The following is a 16788-nucleotide window of genomic DNA, read 5'->3' as shown; positions in this document are numbered from 1 at the left end:
AACTAGATCGGCGGAGGCCCTCAGGTACGACCCAGGCAGGCCGCCAGGCGGCGGGCCGCCCGCGCGGCATCGCGCCCCACTCCACGCAGAGAGTTAGAGGACAGACTGCGCTGCCATTCCAGGCCCACGAAGGTCAGGCCGGGGTACGCGAGGGAGGCTCCGCCCTGGTGGCGAGGTCGGCCGGATGCGTCCAGGGTGCCGTCGAGGCCGACGAGGTAGGGCAGGTCAGGGCGGTAGCCCGTGGCCAGGATCAAGGCGTCCACCGTTTCCACCGATCCGTCACCCCAAGTGATCTTCTCGCCCTCCAGGCCGAGGAACATGGGGCGGCGGTCCGGGGCGCCGGCGTCCAGGGCGACGCGGTAGCGGCCGTCGTCGAGAACGGGCTGGGCGGGCGGGGTACGCAGCAGGCGTCCCAGTGGTGCGGCGTCCAGCCCGGTGCGGGTCAGCCAGAAGTGCAGGTCCCGGCCCAGCAGGTGCTGGCGGGCGAACTTCACCGGCGCCCGGGTCGCCAGCGTCGTGCGGCTCACCCGGGCGAGCTCGGCCGCGATCTGGACCGCCGAGTTGCCGGCCCCGACCACCACGACCCGCTGCTCGGCGAAGGAGGACGGGGCTCGGTACTCGGCGGCGTGGAGCACCCGGCCGGTGAAGGATTCCAGGCCCGGCAGCGCCGGACGGAGGGGGTGGCCGAAGCTGCCGGTCGCCGCGACGACCGCGCGCGTCGCGAGGCGCCCGCCACCCTCCAGCTCGACGGTGAAGCCGTCGCCGGTCGCCGCGACCGCGGCCACCCGACGGCCGGTGCGGATGTCGACCTGGAGCCGCTCGGCGCAGGCGGTCAGGTAGGCGACGACCTCGTCGCGGTGCGGGTACCGGTCCGGATCGCCGCCGAACGGCATGCCCGACAGTGCGCTGAATCGGGCCGGGGAGAACAGGGTCAGGCTGTCGTAGTAGCGCGGCCAGGATCCGGCCGCGCGATCCGACGCTTCCAGGACCACCGGCGTGCGACCCCGCCGGGCGAGTGCCTGCGCGGCCGCCAGGCCCGACTGGCCGCCTCCTATGACCGCGACATCCACGTGCTCCACAAAAACCTTCAATTTGATGCATGTCTATGTTGACGCTCATCGAAGCAGGTGTCATGCTGGAAGCGCAAGCATTGATGGATGTCGAAACAAATGAGGAGCCTGCCGTGAACGCGCCTGCCACCACCGAGCTGCCTGTCGTCGTCATCGGAGCCGGACCCGCCGGACTCGCGGCCGCCGCCCACCTCGTCGACCGTGGCATCGAACCCCTCGTCCTGGAGGCCGGACCCGCAGCCGGCGCCGCCGTACGCGAGTGGGCGCACGTGCGGCTGTTCTCCACCTGGGGCGAGGTCGTCGACCCGGCCGCCGAGAAGCTCCTCGCCCCCACCGGCTGGGCCAAGCCCGACCCGGCCACCTACCCGTCCGGCGGCGACTGGGCCGAGCTCTACCTCCAGCCCCTCGCAAACGTCCTCGGCGAGCAGGTCCGCTACGGCGCCCGGGTCACCGGCGTCTCCCGTACCGGACGGGACCGCATCGTCGACGCCGACCGCGACACCCAGCCCTTCGTCGTCAACTACGAGACCGCCGACGGAGCCGAGCAGCGGGTCCGGGCGCGAGCCGTCATCGACGCCTCCGGAACGTGGACCACCCCGGGCCCGGCCGGCGGCAGCGGACTTGCAGCCCTCGGCGAGAAGGCCGCGGCCGACCGCATCACCTACCGCGTCCCGGACCTGAGGGACCCTGCCGTCCGCGCCCGGTACGCGGGCAAGCGCACCGCGGTCATCGGCTCCGGCGCCTCCGCCTTCACCGCGCTGGCCTATCTGGCCGACCTCGCCAAGGACGAGCCGGGCACCCACTCCCTCTGGATCCTGCGCCGCGGTATCAGCGGTTCGACCTTCGGGGGCGGAGCCGCCGACCAGCTGCCGGCCCGCGGCGCGCTCGGCCTCGCCGCCAAGGCCGCCGTGGACAACGGCTACGCCGACGCCGTCACCGGCTTCCGCACCGGCGCCATCGAGCGCGACGGCGACCGGGTGGTCCTGGTCTCGGAGGACGGCCAGCGCCTGGAGCCCGTCGACGAGGTCATCGTCCTCACCGGCCTGCGCCCCGACCTCTCCTTCGTCTCCGAACTGCGCCTCGGCCTCGATGAGCGTCTCCAGGCGCCCACCGAGCTGGCCCCGCTGATCGACCCCAACCAGCACTCCTGCGGGACGGTTTACCCGCACGGCGTGAAGGAGCTCTCCCACCCGGAGAAGGACGTCTACCTCGTCGGTATGAAGAGCTACGGGCGTTCCACAGCCTTCCTCGCCATGACCGGTTACGAGCAGGTGCGCTCCATCGCCGCCGCCCTCGCGGGCGACCATGAGGCCGCCGAACGCGTCGAGTTGACCCTCCCCGAGACCGGAGTCTGCGGCGGAGCCGGCCTCTTCGACCAGCCCCAGGCAGCCGAGGAGACCAGCGGCGGAGGCTGCTGCGCGGCCCCGGCCACCCTCACCATCGGCGCCCCGGCCTCCTCCGGCGGCTGCTGACGTCCGTGCCACACACCCAGGCCGACGCGGCCGCTACCGGGACGGGGGTCCGGTCGCGGCCGCGCGCAGCCCTGCCTGCCCTGTGCGCCACACAGATCACCAGCTGGGGCATCGTCTACTACGCCTTCCCCGTCCTGCTCCCGCGCCTGACGGCCGACACCGGCTGGTCCGTCAACGCCGCGACAGCCGCCTTCTCCCTCGCGCTCCTCGTCTCGGCGGTCGCTGGCATCCCCATCGGCCGCATCCTCGACCGCCGAGGGCCGCGCGCGGTGATGACCGCGGGCTCCGTCCTCGGCACCCTCGCACTCCTCGTGATCGCGACCGCCCCCAACCTGGCCGTCTTCACACTGGGTTGGGTGCTCGCCGGCTTGACCATGGCCGCCACCTTCTACCCGCCCGCCTTCGCCGCCCTCACCCGCTGGTGGGGCCCGGACCGCATCCGCGCCCTGACCATCGTCACCCTCGCCGGCGGCCTCGCCTCCACCGTCTTCGCACCGCTCACGGCAGTCATCGCGGAGCACCTGAGCTGGCGCGCCACGTACGCCGTCCTCGCGGTGATCCTCGCCGCCGTCACGATCCCCGCCCACGCCCTGGCCCTGCGCGCCCCCTGGCCGGCCGCCCCGCCGCAACCTCCCACCACTGACGGCACCACACCCATACCCCGCAGCCGCCCCTTCATCCTGCTGGCCGTGGCCTTCACCCTCTCGGGCTTCGCCATGTACGCCGTCGTGATGGGCCTCATCCCGCTCCTCACCGAACGAGGAGCCACAGCCACGCAAGCCGCCTGGGCTCTGGGGCTCGGCGGGGCAGGCCAGACCCTCGGCCGCACCCTCTACTCGGCCCTCGCGACCCGCACCTCGGTCACGACCCGCACCGCCACCCTGATCGCCCTCGGCGGTGCGACCACGGCATCACTGGCCTTCACCCCAGGCCCCATGCCGCTCCTGATCGCCCTCGCGATCCTCGCCGGAGTCGTCCGCGGCAACCTCACGCTCCTACAGGCCACCGCGGTCACCGACCGCTGGGGCACCACGCACTACGGCCGCCTCTCAGGGCTTCTCGGCGCACCCACCCACATCGCCGCAGCCCTCGCTCCCTGGGCCGGAGCCGCCGTCGCCACGCAGTTCGGCGGGTACTCCCCGCTCTTCGCAGCCCTCGTCGCCACCTCGTTGCTCGCGACGGTGCTCGCCGTGGCATCAGCGGCGAGGAAGCCCCACCCGGTCAGTTCCGCTGATCCGAGGTGAGCGTGATCCAGCCGTCCGGGATCCAGCCTTCGAGGTAGCCCTCCAGGAACGGCTCGAACTCCGGGATTCCGAGGTGCGCCACTTCCCCGAGCGCCTGGCGCCACGGAAGCCACAACTGTGATGGCCAGGGGCCGCCTTCGACGTGCATCGTGAACAGACGTGCCTTCCGATGTGCGCCGTCACCGGGCGACACGCCATCCAGCCGGGCCACCGTGCCGCCGAACCGGAAAGCCAAGCCGGCAGCGAGTCGGCATGCAGCCGCTCTGTACGACTCACCCGGGGCACACGCGCCTATGGGGAGGCTCATGAGCCCCGGCGAGTACTGGACAAGGCCCATCCGGTGAAGGTCGTCGAAGCACACGAGATACACCACACGCCGCCGCACCTCTGGTGCATACATACCCACAAGAAAAGAATGGCCCGTCGGGAGCGCGATGCACTCCGGGCGGACCGAACGGGTGGGTAGTCGGCGATCTCAGGACTCGGGCGGCGCGGGCGGCAGCGCCGCCGGCCCGGGCCAGATCTGGAAACCGAAGGACGCTTCCAAGCGGGCGAGCGTGCCCGAGTCCGGCATGACCCTGCCGTTGAGCACCCTGCTGATCGTCGAATGGGTCAGGCCGGTCGCTGCCGCGAGGCTGCGCAGCGTATGCCCGGTGGAGGACATGGCCCGCGCGAGGTTCCGGGAGAGGGACTGGCCGTAGTAGGCACTGACCGGAGCATCAGGAGCGAGAGCGGCATTGGGCCAAGCGCCGTCCACGACGTAGTCGCGCGGCTGCTTGTCGTTGCTGCTCCGGGGCATGCCGAGATCATCCCACGTACCCATGGGGCCGACCCTTCCCTTGTCTCGGATCCCGCAACGGAGACCTCTCATGTGTTGCAAGTACGGAACAGCGTAAAGGTCCACGAGCCGTCCGTGCGGCACATTCCAGGGTTTCGGCAGCGCTCCGTGGTGGCGGGCGACGACACCACCCGGCCCCTCACGCGCCGCTCGGCTACTGCGCGCGCCCGATGCGCCACTCCGGCAAGCGTTCTCAGATGCACCGAGACCGGAGACATCATGCAAGTCATAAGAGGCATGGCCTCCAACACGACTCACTTACAGCGGAGTTGCACCCAACCCCAGAGAATCTGCACGCTCGCATCTATGCATTTGCCTGCGGAGCGGGCGAAGGCTCGCTAGCTTGTGGGTGGATCATCCGAGGGGAGCGGAGCATGACCACAACAGGAGCGGGGTCCGCGCACCCTCTCGTTGAACACCTTCGCGAGATCCAGGCCGGGGAACACGCCAAATGGGTCATCGCGACCGGCGTGTTGGCCGAGGTGCGACAAGAGATGGCCGACCTCCAACGTCGCTTCGAAGAAGCGGAGCGATCCTTCCTGGCGGCCGACGTACGACTGTCGGCCGTGAGCGACACGGTTCGCCAGGCCGAGGAGTTCTTGGGGGCGAAGCAGCCCTCACACCCACCGACGGATCCAGGTGAACGCCCGAATCCCGCGGACCCGCAGAGCTCCGGCTCCGACGCCCGCGATTCCGGTGTGCCACATCAGGCGGCGGGGCGGCCGGCCTCCGGCGTCGACACGGAGCAGAAGTCCCTCACAGATCTGGTCCTCGAAGCGCTCGCGGACGGCCTGGATACACCGACCTCCAAGATCGTCGCCCATGCCCAGCTGGAGCGTCCGGACGCGACACCTCGGCAGATCACCAACTGCGCCAGCCACATGCGGGCCAAGGGGAAGGTCCTCATTGTCGGCCGCGGACTCTACCGACTGGTCAGCAAGGAGCCGCGCACGTAGAGATCGCCATCTTTCAAACAGAAAAAGGCGCCGCCTGGGTGGTCAAGACCCTGGCGACGCCGTGACACGTCAGCTGAGGGCCCACGCGCCGCCTCCAGGCTAGGCCATGGAGTAGCGGCCCACCCGGCCCTCGGGAATTTTGTGCATTCAGCACTTGATCATAAATGAGGGCCCACACCATGCCATCTGACGCATTCATGCACCACTGGCCCCTACATGCCAGCAGCAGTCAGACGCCCCAGTACCCCCACGGGGGTGTTCGATGAGTGCCGCAGACAAAGTCCGCAACATCATGCCCACCGGCGGAATGGCCACCCTGCGACAGCTGAAGGTGGTCGACGCCGTCGCCGAACTGGGCGGCGACGACCGCCTGGCCATCCCGGTCACAGAGATCGCCACCAAGGTGGGGCTCAGCGCCTCCAACATCTCCTCCTCGCAGGGCTTTCTTCGTCAAGCCGGCCTGCTGGAGACGCACCACGGAGCCCTTTCCGTCACCGCTGCCGGCTTTCAGCTGACGCGGCTCCGAGCGGAGGACTCCGCCCGCGCTCGCCTCTTCCTGCATGACCACTGGCAGTCCGCCTGGTTCACCAAGGCCGCCAAGCGCCTCCTGCGACAAGGGCCGCGGCAGAGGACCACACTCGCCGAAGAGCTCGGCCAAGGGCTGCCCGCATCGGCGCCCGAACGCGGGCTCTATCTGGTGGACTGGCTCGACTACGCCCTGATCGTCCACGTCGCCAAGGACGGACTGGTCAACCTCCCGGGCTCCATCCCCACACCCGCCCCCACCCCCGCCGCTCCGGCATCAGGCCTGTTCCTCAGCTCCGTCGAAGAGACCATGGCGCTACCAGACGACACCTTCGTAGCGGCCATGCGGGCTTACGGGACCCTCGTGAGCTCACTCCGAGGGCCCGCGACCCGCGCCTAGCCAGGCCGGCTCGCCCCGCCGCACCGAGTGACGCCCCGGGCCGTCCTGCCCGGGGTCTCTTCGGCGCGCCCTCATCCATTCGCCCACGCCGGGTTGCAGCGGAGATCACACATGCCCACCGTAATGGTGCAAGTACGGAACACGATGAATCATTCGAATCTTCCCAGTCAGAGGGTCGGGGGAGGGGTCGAACTGCTCTCCCCGACCCTCCGGAGGACCGTCATCATGGGAAGCGACCTGTCTCTCATCCATGCCATCGACCTCATCATCGACGCATGGCGGGAGATGACCGCCCTCGACGAGATGTCCGAGCAGACCTTCGACAAGTTCGGTCTCCTCATCAAGAGGTTCGGCCGGAACGCCACTGCACGAGGCGTACTGCTTCTCTCGGACGTCACCGATGGCATCGCCGAGGACTTCGTGAACGCCAAGGGCCGAAGCCGCCACGGCCACGTCTCGGACTCGGCGGTGGCTACCCGCCGGGGCCGCCGAAGCGTCTTGCGGACCGCCTTCCGCACACTGCACGAGCTCGGGCTGAGCGACCAGGATCCGACACGCAACATCGTCCTGCCCGCCCGCACCTACGAAGGTTCCCGCCCTCTCACCGAAGACGAGGCCGTACTGCTGCGCCACCACGCCGCATACGCGGCCCGGCCGACCCGGCACGCAGCCGCGGCCGCCCTCGCCCTGGCCGGCGGGCACAGCGGCGAGATCGGGCACAGCGTCGTGGCCGACCTCGACCTGCCGCGCAGCCGCGTCTGGATGCACGGAGCGCGCAAATACGACCCCCGCTGGTGCCGGCTGGACGCCTGGAGCCGCCACGTACTGGCCGATCGAGCCCGCCACGTCCTCGCTCAGCACCCGGACAAGACCACCGCGCGCCTAGCGGTGTCCTGTACCCCGGCACCCGATCCGGCCCTGCAGTCGCGCACGTGTGTCGCGCTCCGCGATCTGCTGCGCAGGATCGGCCTTGACGGGGAACCCGACGTCACCCCGGCTTCCGTCACCACCCGTGCCGCCGTCGAGACCTTCGAAGTGACCGGCCGCATCGAGGAATCCGCCCGAAGGCTCGGGATCCGATCCCTGGACAGGGCCGCCTCCATCGTCGGCTATGACTGGCAGACCGACCCCGCCTACACCGACGGGGGTCCGGCCCGTGCCTGACGACGTCTTCGGAACCCCCAAGCCCCAGCCCGAACGCCCGAACCGCAAACGCCAGCTGACCGACCAAGACCAGCGCAGCATCGCGGAGCGCGTCCGCGACTGCCTCGACTACCCGCTCCTCTACGAGATGGCGGAACTCCTGCCCCCTCCGAACGTCGTCGGCTGCCCCCGCGAGTACCCGGGCATCGTCTACCTGATCATGGCCGCCCTCACCCCGGTGACGAAGTCCAAGCGTTCCACCACAGGACTCCTCGCGTCTCCCCAGGACTGGCGCAGCGTACGGGCGAGTATCCGCCGCCACCTGGGCCGCAGGGCAGCGGCAGCCCTGCCCCTCACCGCACCTTCCCGCGGGCAGTACCAGGACGCCCTGAACAACCTCCTCGTACCGGCCGCTGACGCACTCGAGGAAGCGTTCCGCAGGTATGCCGCCCAGCAAGCCCTGAGCCAAGGGCTGTTCCCGTCGGACACGCCCAAGGTATGGAGTCGCCCCGAACGCCGGCAGCTCCTCGTCGGCGACGCCACCGTCCCCAAGGCGCCCTCCAAAGCGCGCGCCGTGGAGATCGCGGACGAGGACACCGGCCTGATCCGAAACCACCGCGTCGACCCGGCCGCCCGCATCTACTACGAGAACGGAGAGAAGGAGAAGCGGCGGGTACGCGGCACCAAGTGGTTCTTCGCCTCCGGCCGCGACACCGGCTACTGGACCCGCGTCATCCTCAGCTTCGCCCACGTCGCCGGCGGCGAGTACGAAGACGAAGCAGCCATCGCCGTACGCCAGTTCCGCATGCTGAAGGACGCACTGCCCCACTGCATGGGCGTCGTCTACGACGGAGCCTTCCGCGGTGTCCACCGCGACGCCCTCGCCCGGGCCGGCCTATTGGCCATCAACAAGCAGCACGGATCCGTCGCCCCCGTCTTCTACGAACGCATCAGCCCCTGCCGAAGCGGTCACGAGCTCTGGTGCGACCAAGGCCGCATCGCCGAGAGCATCCGCATCGACGACGGCACCCGCATCCTCGAACCCCTCCCCATCACCAAGCTCGAGCACCGTGCCGGAGCCGCCAAGAGCCGCTGGTACCACGTCCTCAAGATCCCCTGCCGCCACGGCGACCACGACTACCGCGTCCCCGTCGGCATCACCACCACCCCTGCCGACCGGACCCTGCGCTGCGTCGACACCGGCAAGCGCATCAAGAGCGACAGCGAACGCGGCTTCCACCGAGCCGAATACCTTCAGCAGATCCCCGAGGCCAGCCTCACCCACCAGCTCCTCTACCCCTACCGTGCCGACTCCGAGTCCGTACACAGCCAATTCGACCAGAGCCTCTGGAATCGCCGCATGATCGCCTACGGCGTGGATCGCCAGAAGATCTTCGTCCTCGGCTTCGCCCTCTCTCAGAACGCCACCAGCCACCAGATCCACCTCCAGGCCCGCAGCAACGCCCAACAGGTCCTCCGCATCGCCTGACACCCCTCGACCCCACGACGGCCGCGCCCACCCCAGGGCGCGGCCGTCGCTCCGTTAAGGCCCCATCCATGGCAAGCGGAACAGAACGGACGCTCCAGCAGCCTGCCCACACCCGTGCAGCACCCCCGGCCTCCCCACCCACCACCCCAGACGCTCAGAAACCCCAGGTCACGACGATGCCTTCACCTCAGGCCCACTCCCACGGCAATCCATGCGACCACTCCCAGCACGATCCGCTAGGCTGTCAGCGGTCAGACGACTACCAGGCGTGTGCCGGGGAAAGTGTCCGCGAGGGCAGCTCCACCCGGGCGGGCGCACGTCATCTGACCAGCACGCTTGCCGAAGCGGCTCGGGCGATCCCTCTGGGGTTTCCGGCAACGTTTCCGACAAGCCCCCGCCTTCGTAGCTCAGGGGATAGAGCACGGCTCTCCTAAAGCCGGTGTCGCAGGTTCGAATCCTGCCGAGGGCACAGTCGAGGACCTTCCGCCGCAAAACGGCTGGGGGTCCTCTTCGCTTTGTGGTTGTATGGCGCCCGTGTCGCGTGACGCCGCCTACTGAGATGTGGGCCGGGCGGTGGTTGGGCAGGCACCCGCTTGTGAAGGACCGGGCCCATGGGCACATACGCCACCGGCTACGGGTGATCTCCCTCGGTTTGTAACGCTGCCGTCGCACGCACACACACCGTGAGGAAATTCACACTCCGTGTCATCTTTCAATCAGAGTGTCATCGAAGAGTTCCGGGCCAACGCCGGCAAGGTCGGCGGGCCCTTCGAAGGGGCCGAACTGCTCCTTCTCACCACCACCGGCGCCAGGTCCGGGAAGCCGCACACCGTCCCCCTCGGTTTCGTGCGCGACGGCGGTACGCCGCTCGTCGTCGCGTCCGCCGCCGGGGCCGACCGGCACCCCGCCTGGTACCACAACCTCCTCGCCCGCCCCCTCGTACAGGTCGAGACCGGGAACGAGGAGTACGAGGCCGTCGCCGTGCCCGCCGTGGGCGCCCGGCGCGACGAGCTGTTCGCGCGGGTCGTCCGCGCGGAGCCCGGCTACGGGGAGTACCAGGAGCGCACCGCGCGGGTGATACCCGTCGTGGCCCTTCAGCGCACGCACGAGGTCCCCGACGCGGAGGGCGGGATCGCCGGCAAGCTGCTCGCCGTGCACGGCTGGCTGCGGGCGCAGCTCGCCCACGTACGGGAGCTCTCGGTGGAGGGCCTGCGGGAGGGCGGGGCGGCCTCGCTCGGGCTGCAACTGCGCCAGCACTGCCTGGCTTTCTGCCACACCCTGGAGTTCCACCACCGCAGCGAGGACGCGGGGCTCTTCCCCTACCTGGAGCAACAGCATCCGCACATGGGGGAGTTCTTCCGCCGCGTCGGCGCGGAACACGCCGTCATCGCGCGCCTCCAGGAGGAGCTGGTGCGCGCCCTGGACGCGCCCGGCGAAGGCTCCGGCGAAGGCTTCAGCGACCGCGTCGAGCGCATGAGCCGGGAGTTGGAGTCCCATCTCGACCGGGAAGAGGAGCAGTTGCTGCCGGTACTGCGGGCTCTGGGAGGGTGACGCGGGCCTCGGCGCCGCCCTCCTCCCGGTTGCGGAAGGCGAGGGTGGCGCCGAGGACCCGCGCCTGGCCGACTGCGATGGTCAGGCCCAGCCCGTGGCCCTTGCTCGTGCCCTCCGTACGGAACCGCTGCGGGCCGGCCTCGATCAGGTACTCCGGATAGCCCGGCCCCGCGTCGGTCACCGTCACGGTGGGCCCGTCCACCGTGACCGTGACGGGGGCGGTGCCGTGGCTGTGCGCGTTGGCCACGAGGTTGCCCAGGATCCGCTCCAGGCGGCGCCGGTCCGTCTCCACCCTCGGGGAGGCGACCACGGTCAGGGCCGTGTCGGTGCCGGACGCGCGGATCGTGCGGGCCGCCAGGTCGGCGAGGTCGTGCGAGTCCAGCTCCACGCGTTCGCTGCGCGTGTCCAGTCGGGAGATCTCCAGCAGGTCCTCGGTCAGCGAGCGCATCGCCTGCACCCGGTCCCGTACGAGCTCGGCCGGGCGGCCCGGCGGAAGGAGCTCGGCGGCCGCGTTCAGGCCGGTCAGCGGGGTGCGGAGCTCGTGGGCGACGTCCGCCGTGAACCGCTGCTCCGCCTCCAGCTTGCGCTGGAGGGACGAGGCCATGGTGTCGAGGGCCCGGGAGACCGCCGCCACCTCGTCCTTGGTGCTGGCCTTGTCGCCGACCCGGGCATCCAGGTCGCCGGCGCTGATCCGGCGGGCCACCTGCGCGGTCACGTGCAGGCGCCGGGTGATCCGCGTGACGCCGACCGCGCCGATGAGGAGGGTGACGCCGATGGCCAGGCCCGAGGAGCCGAGGATGGCCCGGTCGAGGTTGGCGATGGTGCGCTCGGCGCCGCGGAAGTCCACGGACACGGCGATCGCGGTGCCGTCCTCGGCGGGCGCGGCCGCCCACATCACCGGCCGCCCCCGGTAGCTGCCGACCGCCGTGCCGCGCTTCCCGCCGAGGGCCAGGGCGTGCAGCCGGGGTGGCAGGCCGGCGGGGTCGATGCCCTCCCCCCGGGGCAGGCGCGCACCGGTCTCGTACGCCTGGACGGTCCGCTCCAGCTTGGTGAGGGCCTTCTCGCGCGCCGTGCCCACGGTCTGGCGGGTCATGGCGCCGTGCACCAGGCAGCCGAGCAGCGCTGCGAGCCCGCAGCACATCAGGGAGATGAAGACCGTGGCCTTCCAGGTCAGGGTCGAGGTCCAGGCCGGCAGCCGCAGGCGCGGCCGCAGCCGCGCTCTGCGCTGCATTTCGTTCATGGTCAGGTCACGGTAATGCGCCCGCCCGGGCGGGCGAGCGGCGGGATCCGGCCTGATCCCGCAAGATCCGGCCATATCGCCCCCCGGGACGCTCGAAGCCCTCCCGGCCGGGGCCGGAAGGGCTGCGCCACCACCGATGCCTCCCCCGTAGGTCAGCTCAGGCCACTGGTGCGTTCGCCGATGCGGTCGCCCTGCGGAGTGCCGGCCCGCTTGAGGGCGGCCTTCGTGTGCAGTCCGCCCTTGACCTTGCTCCGTACAGGACCGTCGAAGCCGTGACCCGGGGAGCGCGGCGGCTGCGAAGCCTCCTGCGCCTTGGCGATGGCCGCCCGGACGTCCCGCTTCTGCTCTTTGTTCATCCCGTCGTCAACTCCCTCAGGAAGCACCCAATCGGACTACTGGGATCGTATGCATATATACGGAGCAACGCACCCGGACCGGAGCGTAAAGAAATCAAGGAGTCGAGCCGGACGCCGGTGGCGAGGCCGAACCCTGCGGAGTGCCCGGCGTCGACCGGACGACCTCCTCCGGGCAGGGCGTGCCCCGCGGCAGCTGGTACTTCGCCGCCACCCGGTACTCCCCCGGCGCCGGAACCAGCAGCTCCGTCCACACGTCGCCCTCGCTGTCCGGGAGCGCCTTGAACAGACATCCGGCCGTGTTCGCGAACTCCTTCGGCACGGCCCCGCGCGCCTTCGACTCGGCGGTCTCCTGCGGCGGCGGCACCGGCCTGCCCGCCCCATCCACCAGCCCCAGCCACGGCGAGTGCGGGATCCGCACCAGCACCCGGCCGGCCTGCTTCGCGTCGATGACCAGCTGGTCGGCGCCCGCCCGCACGACGCTCGCCGGCCCGGTCACCAGGTTCGTCGGCGCGTCGACCTTGAAGAGCTGCCAGTTCGCGTCGCCCCACACCTGCTGGAGGTACGGGAGCCCGGCGCGCACCAGCTTCGCCTCGTCCTCGCCGCCCGAGTCGGGTTTGTCGGCCGGCAGCACCACGTAGTGCACGGCCCAGCGCTCCAGCCATGCCCGGTAGCTGTCGGCGGTGAGGGTGTCGTCGTAGAAGAGCGGGTTGCGCTCCAGGTCGGCCTGCCGGTTCCAGCCGCGCGCGAGGTTCACGTAGGACGGGAAGGCGGAGGACTCCCGGTGGCTGCTGACCGGGACGACCTCGACCCGGCCGCGGTCGGCGCCCGCCTTCTGGAGCTGGTCCACGAGCGGGGCGAGCTCCCGGTTCCAGGCGGCGACCGGGGTGGTGCGGACGATGTCCGTGATGCTGTTGGTGGTGATCCAGGCGTTCAGCCCGATGAAGGCGAGCAGCACCCCGTACCAGCGCCGCGAGCGCGGGACCTCGTACGGGAGGGCCGCCAGCAGCACGGCGCCGCCGAACAGCATCACCATCCTGGTGACGTTCGATCCGACCTGGGAGTCGATGGCCCAGGTCAGGAAGACCCCGAGGGCGTAGACCGCGGAGGCGATCCGGACCGTCTTCCAGCGCCGCGGTACGAGGAAGAAGATCAGCAGCCCGAACAGGAACGGCAGCCCGGCCGAACCGATCTTCATGGGCTGCGTCCCGGAGAACGGGAAGAGCCAGGCCGACAGCCCCACCACGGCCACCGGGGCCAGCCCCAGCGCGTACGCACCCGGGCGCCGCCCGCTCAGGAACAGCGCGGCCGCGATCACCCCGAGGAAGAGGCCCGCGACGGGGCTGGCGGCGGTCGCGATCCCCGCCAGCGGGGCCGCCACGGCGGCCTTGGCCCAGCGCCGCCGCGCCCATTTGCGGGGCCAGCAGAAGACCGCGGCGACCGCCCCGAGGGCGAACATCGCGCCCAGCCCGAAGGTGACCCGCCCCGAGAGCGCGTTGCAGAACAGCCCGTACGCCCCGGCCAGGGCTGGCCACACCGGCTCGCGTACGGCCCCCCGGCAGCGGGTCAGGATCAGGGCGAGCAGCCCGGCCGAGACGGTGCCCGCGATCATCATCGTGGTGCGCACGCCGAGCATGTGCATGAGGTACGGCGAGACCACGCTGTACGAGACGGGGTGCATGCCGCCGTACCAGGCGAGGTTGTAGGCCGAGTCGGGATGCCGGCCCACGAACTCGGCCCAGGCGTCCTGCGCGGCGAGGTCGCCGCCGCTGTTGGCGAAGGCGAAGAACCAGACGACGTGCAGGACGGCGGCGAGCAGGGTGGCGACGAGCACCGGGTGTTGGCGCAGTGGGTCGAGGGCGCGTGTGCGCCGCCGGGCCTGCCCCTGCGGCCCCTGCTGCGGCGGCACGGCGCTACGGCCCGGGCCGTCGCCGTCGCCGTCACCGTCGGCCGACGGGATGGCGGACCTGGGCCGGCCCTGCTGCTCAGCGGTGGTCACTGCCGCACTCCCCAACATGGATCCCCGCCGGCACGCATCTGGCGTCCCGGGTCCCTTGGCCGCGTCCGGTCGGCGGGACCGGGCGGACATTCGCTAGACGCGCACCGGCGCCCCGGGGTTGCCCGGGGCGCCGGATCAGCGCTCGTACCCGCGCCGTCCGCGGACGGACGCGGACGGACGCGGACGGCGGTCAGCCGATGCGCGTCAGCTTGCTGCCGATGCCGGGCGAGGCCAGGTCGCTCTTCAGCGCCACCGGCACCTTGACCTGGCTGGCACCCTCGCCGACGGTCAGCACGCCGACCTCGGTGCCGGCCTTCGCGGTCTGCGGCATCGCGCCACCGCCGTCCGCGAGCTTCACGGTCACGGTCAGTGAGGCCCACCCGATCGCCTGCACGTCGGCGGTGGCGACGACCGGCGTCCGGCCGCCCAGTCCGTCGTCGACATAGCCCACGACGTCGCCCTTCTTCACGACGGTCGCGCCTTCGAGGGCCTTCTGGGTCCCGACCATCAGCTGCTTGCTCGCGGCGAGCACGGTGTCGATGATCGACGGCTTGTGCTGGCCGAGGACGGCACCGACGATCAGCTGGTTGGTGTTGCCGATCTTCTTCTGCGCGGCGAAGAGGAGGTTTCCGCCCGCCTTCGTCGTCGTACCGGTCTTGATGCCGAGCGCTCCGCCGGATCCGGTCAGGCCGTTCCAGTTGCGCCAGCTCTTGCCGGACGGGTCGACCCAGTTCGGCTTCTTGGTGATGTCGAGGAGCGTCTCGATCTCGACCAGCTTCAGGCCCAGCTTGACCTGGTCCTCGGCGGTGCTGACCGTGGTCGCGTCCAGACCCGACGGGTCCGTGTACGTGGTGTTGGTCATGCCGAGTTCCTTGGCGGTGTCGTTCATCTTCTTGACGAACGCCTCCTGGGAACCTGAGTCCCAGCGCGCGAGGAGCCGCGCGATGTTGTTGGCCGACGGGATCATGAGGGCGGCGATCGCGTCGTACTCGGAGATCTTGTCGCCCTCCTTCACCGTGTCGAGGGTGGACTCGTTGTTGACGGAGTCGTTCTTCTTGCCCTCGGTCTCGGCCGTCTTGTCGACGTCGATCATCGCGCCCTGCTCACCCTTTTTTATGGGGTGGTCGCGCAGGATGATGTAGGCCGTCATCGACTTGGTGACGCTCGCGATCGGCACCGGCTTCTGCTCGCCGGACTGGCCGAGCGTGCCGAGGCCCGCGGCCGCCATGTACGCCTGCCCCTCGCTGGGCCAGGGCAGCTGCGGCATCGTGCCCTCGAAGGTGTACGAGGACTTCGCGGTCATCACGAGCTTCGGCTCGGGCAGCGGGCGTACGAGCTGCACGACGGCCAGGATGATCCCCAGGAGCACGACCAGCGGCGCGTAGATCTTGAACCGGCGGACGGCGGTGCGCAGCGGGCTCGGCGGCGGGGGCGGATTGTTCGTGAGGTCCGCCAGCATGTCGAGCGGCGGCTTGGGCGGCAGCGGCTGCTGGGTGGTCCGCTCGCTGCGGTCGCCGTGGTCCAGGCGCTCGGTGGCAGTCGAGGCGGACGCCGAGACCGACGGGGTCGGCCGGACCGGGGGCTTCGGCCTGGCCTCCGTCGTGACGTCACCGTCGGTGCGCAGCGGCACGAAGGTGCTGGCCTCGGGGGCGTCGGGCCCCGGCGCCGCCGGCTTCGGCGCGCGGAAGACGGCGGTGCGCTCGCTGTCCTCGGCCGGGGCGGCGGCCGCGGCCGGCGCCTGGGCCGAAGCGGAAGGAGAAGCGGAGCCCGGCTTCACGGCGGCGGGCTTCGACTTCTGCCCGCCATCGGGCTTCAACGCGTCCACCTTCGGCACCCGGAACACGGCGGTGCGCTCACTGTCCGCCGGCTCGCCTGCCGCAGCCGACGGCTTCGGCTTCTCCACGGCCCCAGGCTTCGCCTCGCCGGAACCGGAACCGGAAGCGGCCTCACGCGGCGCAGTCGACCGCTGGCCGGAATCGCCTGTCGGCTTGCCCGCCGCCGGCGCGGCGGAACCGGGCTTCACCGCCCGGAACACGGCCGTACGCTCACTGTCCACGGGCTCGTCGGCCGCAGCCGACGGCTTCGGGGCGGACGCCGACCCGCCGGCCACAGAACCGGACGCGGCCGGGCGCTCCTCGGCCTCCGCCGACGACTTGCCCGCACCGGCGGAGCCCGGCTTCACCGCCCGGAACACGGCCGTACGCTCACTGTCCGCCCGCTCGGGCTCCGCATCCCCGGCCGCAGCCGACGGCTTCGCGGCCTCGGCCTTCGCCTCGGACGCCGACCCACCGGAGGCGGCCTCGGCGGCCCCGGCCGACGGCTTCGACCCACCGGCCACAGAACCGGACGCGGCCGGGCGCTCCTCGGCCTCCGCCGACGGCTTGCCCGCACCGGCGGAACCGGGCTTCGCCGCCCGGAACACGGCCGTACGCTCACTGTCCGCCCGCTCGGGCTCCGCATCCCCGGCCGCAGCCGACGGCTTCGCGGCCTCGGCCTTCGCCTCGGACG

14 protein-coding genes and 1 tRNA gene are annotated in these 16788 nt (G+C 71.0%); 8 read left to right on the top strand and 7 right to left on the bottom strand.

Annotation, left to right across the window (positions count from 1 at the left end; translation table 11 throughout):
• Nucleotides 1-20: 20 nt before the first annotated feature.
• Nucleotides 21-1079, bottom strand: a complete 1059-nt coding sequence (locus tag ACZ6JS_RS16340) for a flavin-containing monooxygenase (protein ID WP_469298434.1) — start codon at nucleotides 1077-1079, stop codon at nucleotides 21-23.
• Nucleotides 1080-1183: 104 nt separating this feature from the next.
• Here ACZ6JS_RS16340 and ACZ6JS_RS16335 point away from each other — a divergent pair, with 104 nt between their 5' ends.
• Both ACZ6JS_RS16335 and ACZ6JS_RS16330 read left to right on the top strand, forming a co-directional pair.
• A complete protein-coding gene (locus ACZ6JS_RS16335) occupies nucleotides 1184-2542 on the top strand; it encodes an NAD(P)-binding domain-containing protein (protein ID WP_469298432.1) in 1359 nt (452 codons plus the stop codon).
• Between the two features lie 5 nt (nucleotides 2543-2547).
• Nucleotides 2548-3786: an MFS transporter gene (locus tag ACZ6JS_RS16330; protein WP_469298430.1), complete on the top strand. Its 1239-nt coding sequence runs from the start codon at nucleotides 2548-2550 to the stop codon at nucleotides 3784-3786.
• On the opposite strand, the gene ACZ6JS_RS16325 is transcribed toward ACZ6JS_RS16330, so the two are convergent.
• A complete protein-coding gene (locus ACZ6JS_RS16325) occupies nucleotides 3764-4159 on the bottom strand; it encodes a hypothetical protein (RefSeq protein WP_469298429.1) in 396 nt (131 codons plus the stop codon). The genes ACZ6JS_RS16330 and ACZ6JS_RS16325 overlap by 23 nt on opposite strands.
• 102 nt (nucleotides 4160-4261) lie before the next feature.
• The gene (locus ACZ6JS_RS16320) at nucleotides 4262-4585 is read right to left on the bottom strand and encodes a helix-turn-helix domain-containing protein (protein WP_063890625.1); all 324 of its coding nucleotides are present in this window, start codon (nucleotides 4583-4585) and stop codon (nucleotides 4262-4264) included.
• Nucleotides 4586-5118: 533 nt separating this feature from the next.
• Between ACZ6JS_RS16320 and ACZ6JS_RS16315 the strand changes: the two genes are divergently transcribed.
• The 6 genes from ACZ6JS_RS16315 to ACZ6JS_RS16290 all read left to right on the top strand — a co-directional run bounded on the left by ACZ6JS_RS16315 (nucleotide 5119) and on the right by ACZ6JS_RS16290 (nucleotide 10688).
• Nucleotides 5119-5580, top strand: a complete 462-nt coding sequence (locus tag ACZ6JS_RS16315) for a hypothetical protein (RefSeq protein ID WP_469298427.1) — start codon at nucleotides 5119-5121, stop codon at nucleotides 5578-5580.
• 262 nt (nucleotides 5581-5842) lie between these two features.
• Nucleotides 5843-6505 (top strand): hypothetical protein, encoded by a 663-nt coding sequence (locus ACZ6JS_RS16310; RefSeq protein ID WP_392596007.1) that lies wholly within the window; start codon nucleotides 5843-5845, stop codon nucleotides 6503-6505.
• 225 nt (nucleotides 6506-6730) lie between these two features.
• On the top strand, nucleotides 6731-7669 hold the full coding sequence (locus tag ACZ6JS_RS16305) for a hypothetical protein (protein ID WP_392596005.1): 939 nt from the start codon (nucleotides 6731-6733) through the stop codon (nucleotides 7667-7669).
• The gene (locus ACZ6JS_RS16300; protein ID WP_469298425.1) at nucleotides 7662-9137 is read left to right on the top strand and encodes a hypothetical protein; all 1476 of its coding nucleotides are present in this window, start codon (nucleotides 7662-7664) and stop codon (nucleotides 9135-9137) included. The genes ACZ6JS_RS16305 and ACZ6JS_RS16300 overlap by 8 nt, the downstream gene beginning before the upstream one ends.
• A 396-nt stretch (nucleotides 9138-9533) precedes the next feature.
• A tRNA-Arg gene (locus tag ACZ6JS_RS16295) sits at nucleotides 9534-9606 on the top strand.
• Between the two features lie 233 nt (nucleotides 9607-9839).
• Complete coding sequence (locus ACZ6JS_RS16290) at nucleotides 9840-10688, top strand: nitroreductase/quinone reductase family protein (RefSeq protein WP_469298423.1); 849 nt, start codon at nucleotides 9840-9842, stop codon at nucleotides 10686-10688.
• On the opposite strand, the gene ACZ6JS_RS16285 is transcribed toward ACZ6JS_RS16290, so the two are convergent.
• From ACZ6JS_RS16285 to ACZ6JS_RS16270, 4 genes are all read right to left on the bottom strand, one after another.
• The gene (locus ACZ6JS_RS16285; RefSeq protein WP_469298421.1) at nucleotides 10591-11919 is read right to left on the bottom strand and encodes an ATP-binding protein; all 1329 of its coding nucleotides are present in this window, start codon (nucleotides 11917-11919) and stop codon (nucleotides 10591-10593) included. The two genes, ACZ6JS_RS16290 and ACZ6JS_RS16285, sit on opposite strands and share 98 nt — an antisense overlap.
• Nucleotides 11920-12080: 161 nt before the next feature.
• On the bottom strand, nucleotides 12081-12284 hold the full coding sequence (locus ACZ6JS_RS16280) for a hypothetical protein (RefSeq protein WP_469298420.1): 204 nt from the start codon (nucleotides 12282-12284) through the stop codon (nucleotides 12081-12083).
• Between the two features lie 94 nt (nucleotides 12285-12378).
• The gene (locus ACZ6JS_RS16275; protein ID WP_469298418.1) at nucleotides 12379-14280 is read right to left on the bottom strand and encodes an MFS transporter; all 1902 of its coding nucleotides are present in this window, start codon (nucleotides 14278-14280) and stop codon (nucleotides 12379-12381) included.
• A gap of 190 nt (nucleotides 14281-14470) precedes the next feature.
• Nucleotides 14471-16788 (bottom strand): D-alanyl-D-alanine carboxypeptidase family protein (locus tag ACZ6JS_RS16270; RefSeq protein ID WP_469298416.1); only part of this gene is annotated, 2318 nt, incomplete at its 5' end.

Source organism: Streptomyces sp. NPDC046349, from assembly GCF_055587885.1.
Note: the sequence above shows the minus strand (reverse complement) of the source record. Positions and strands in the feature narration are given on the sequence as shown.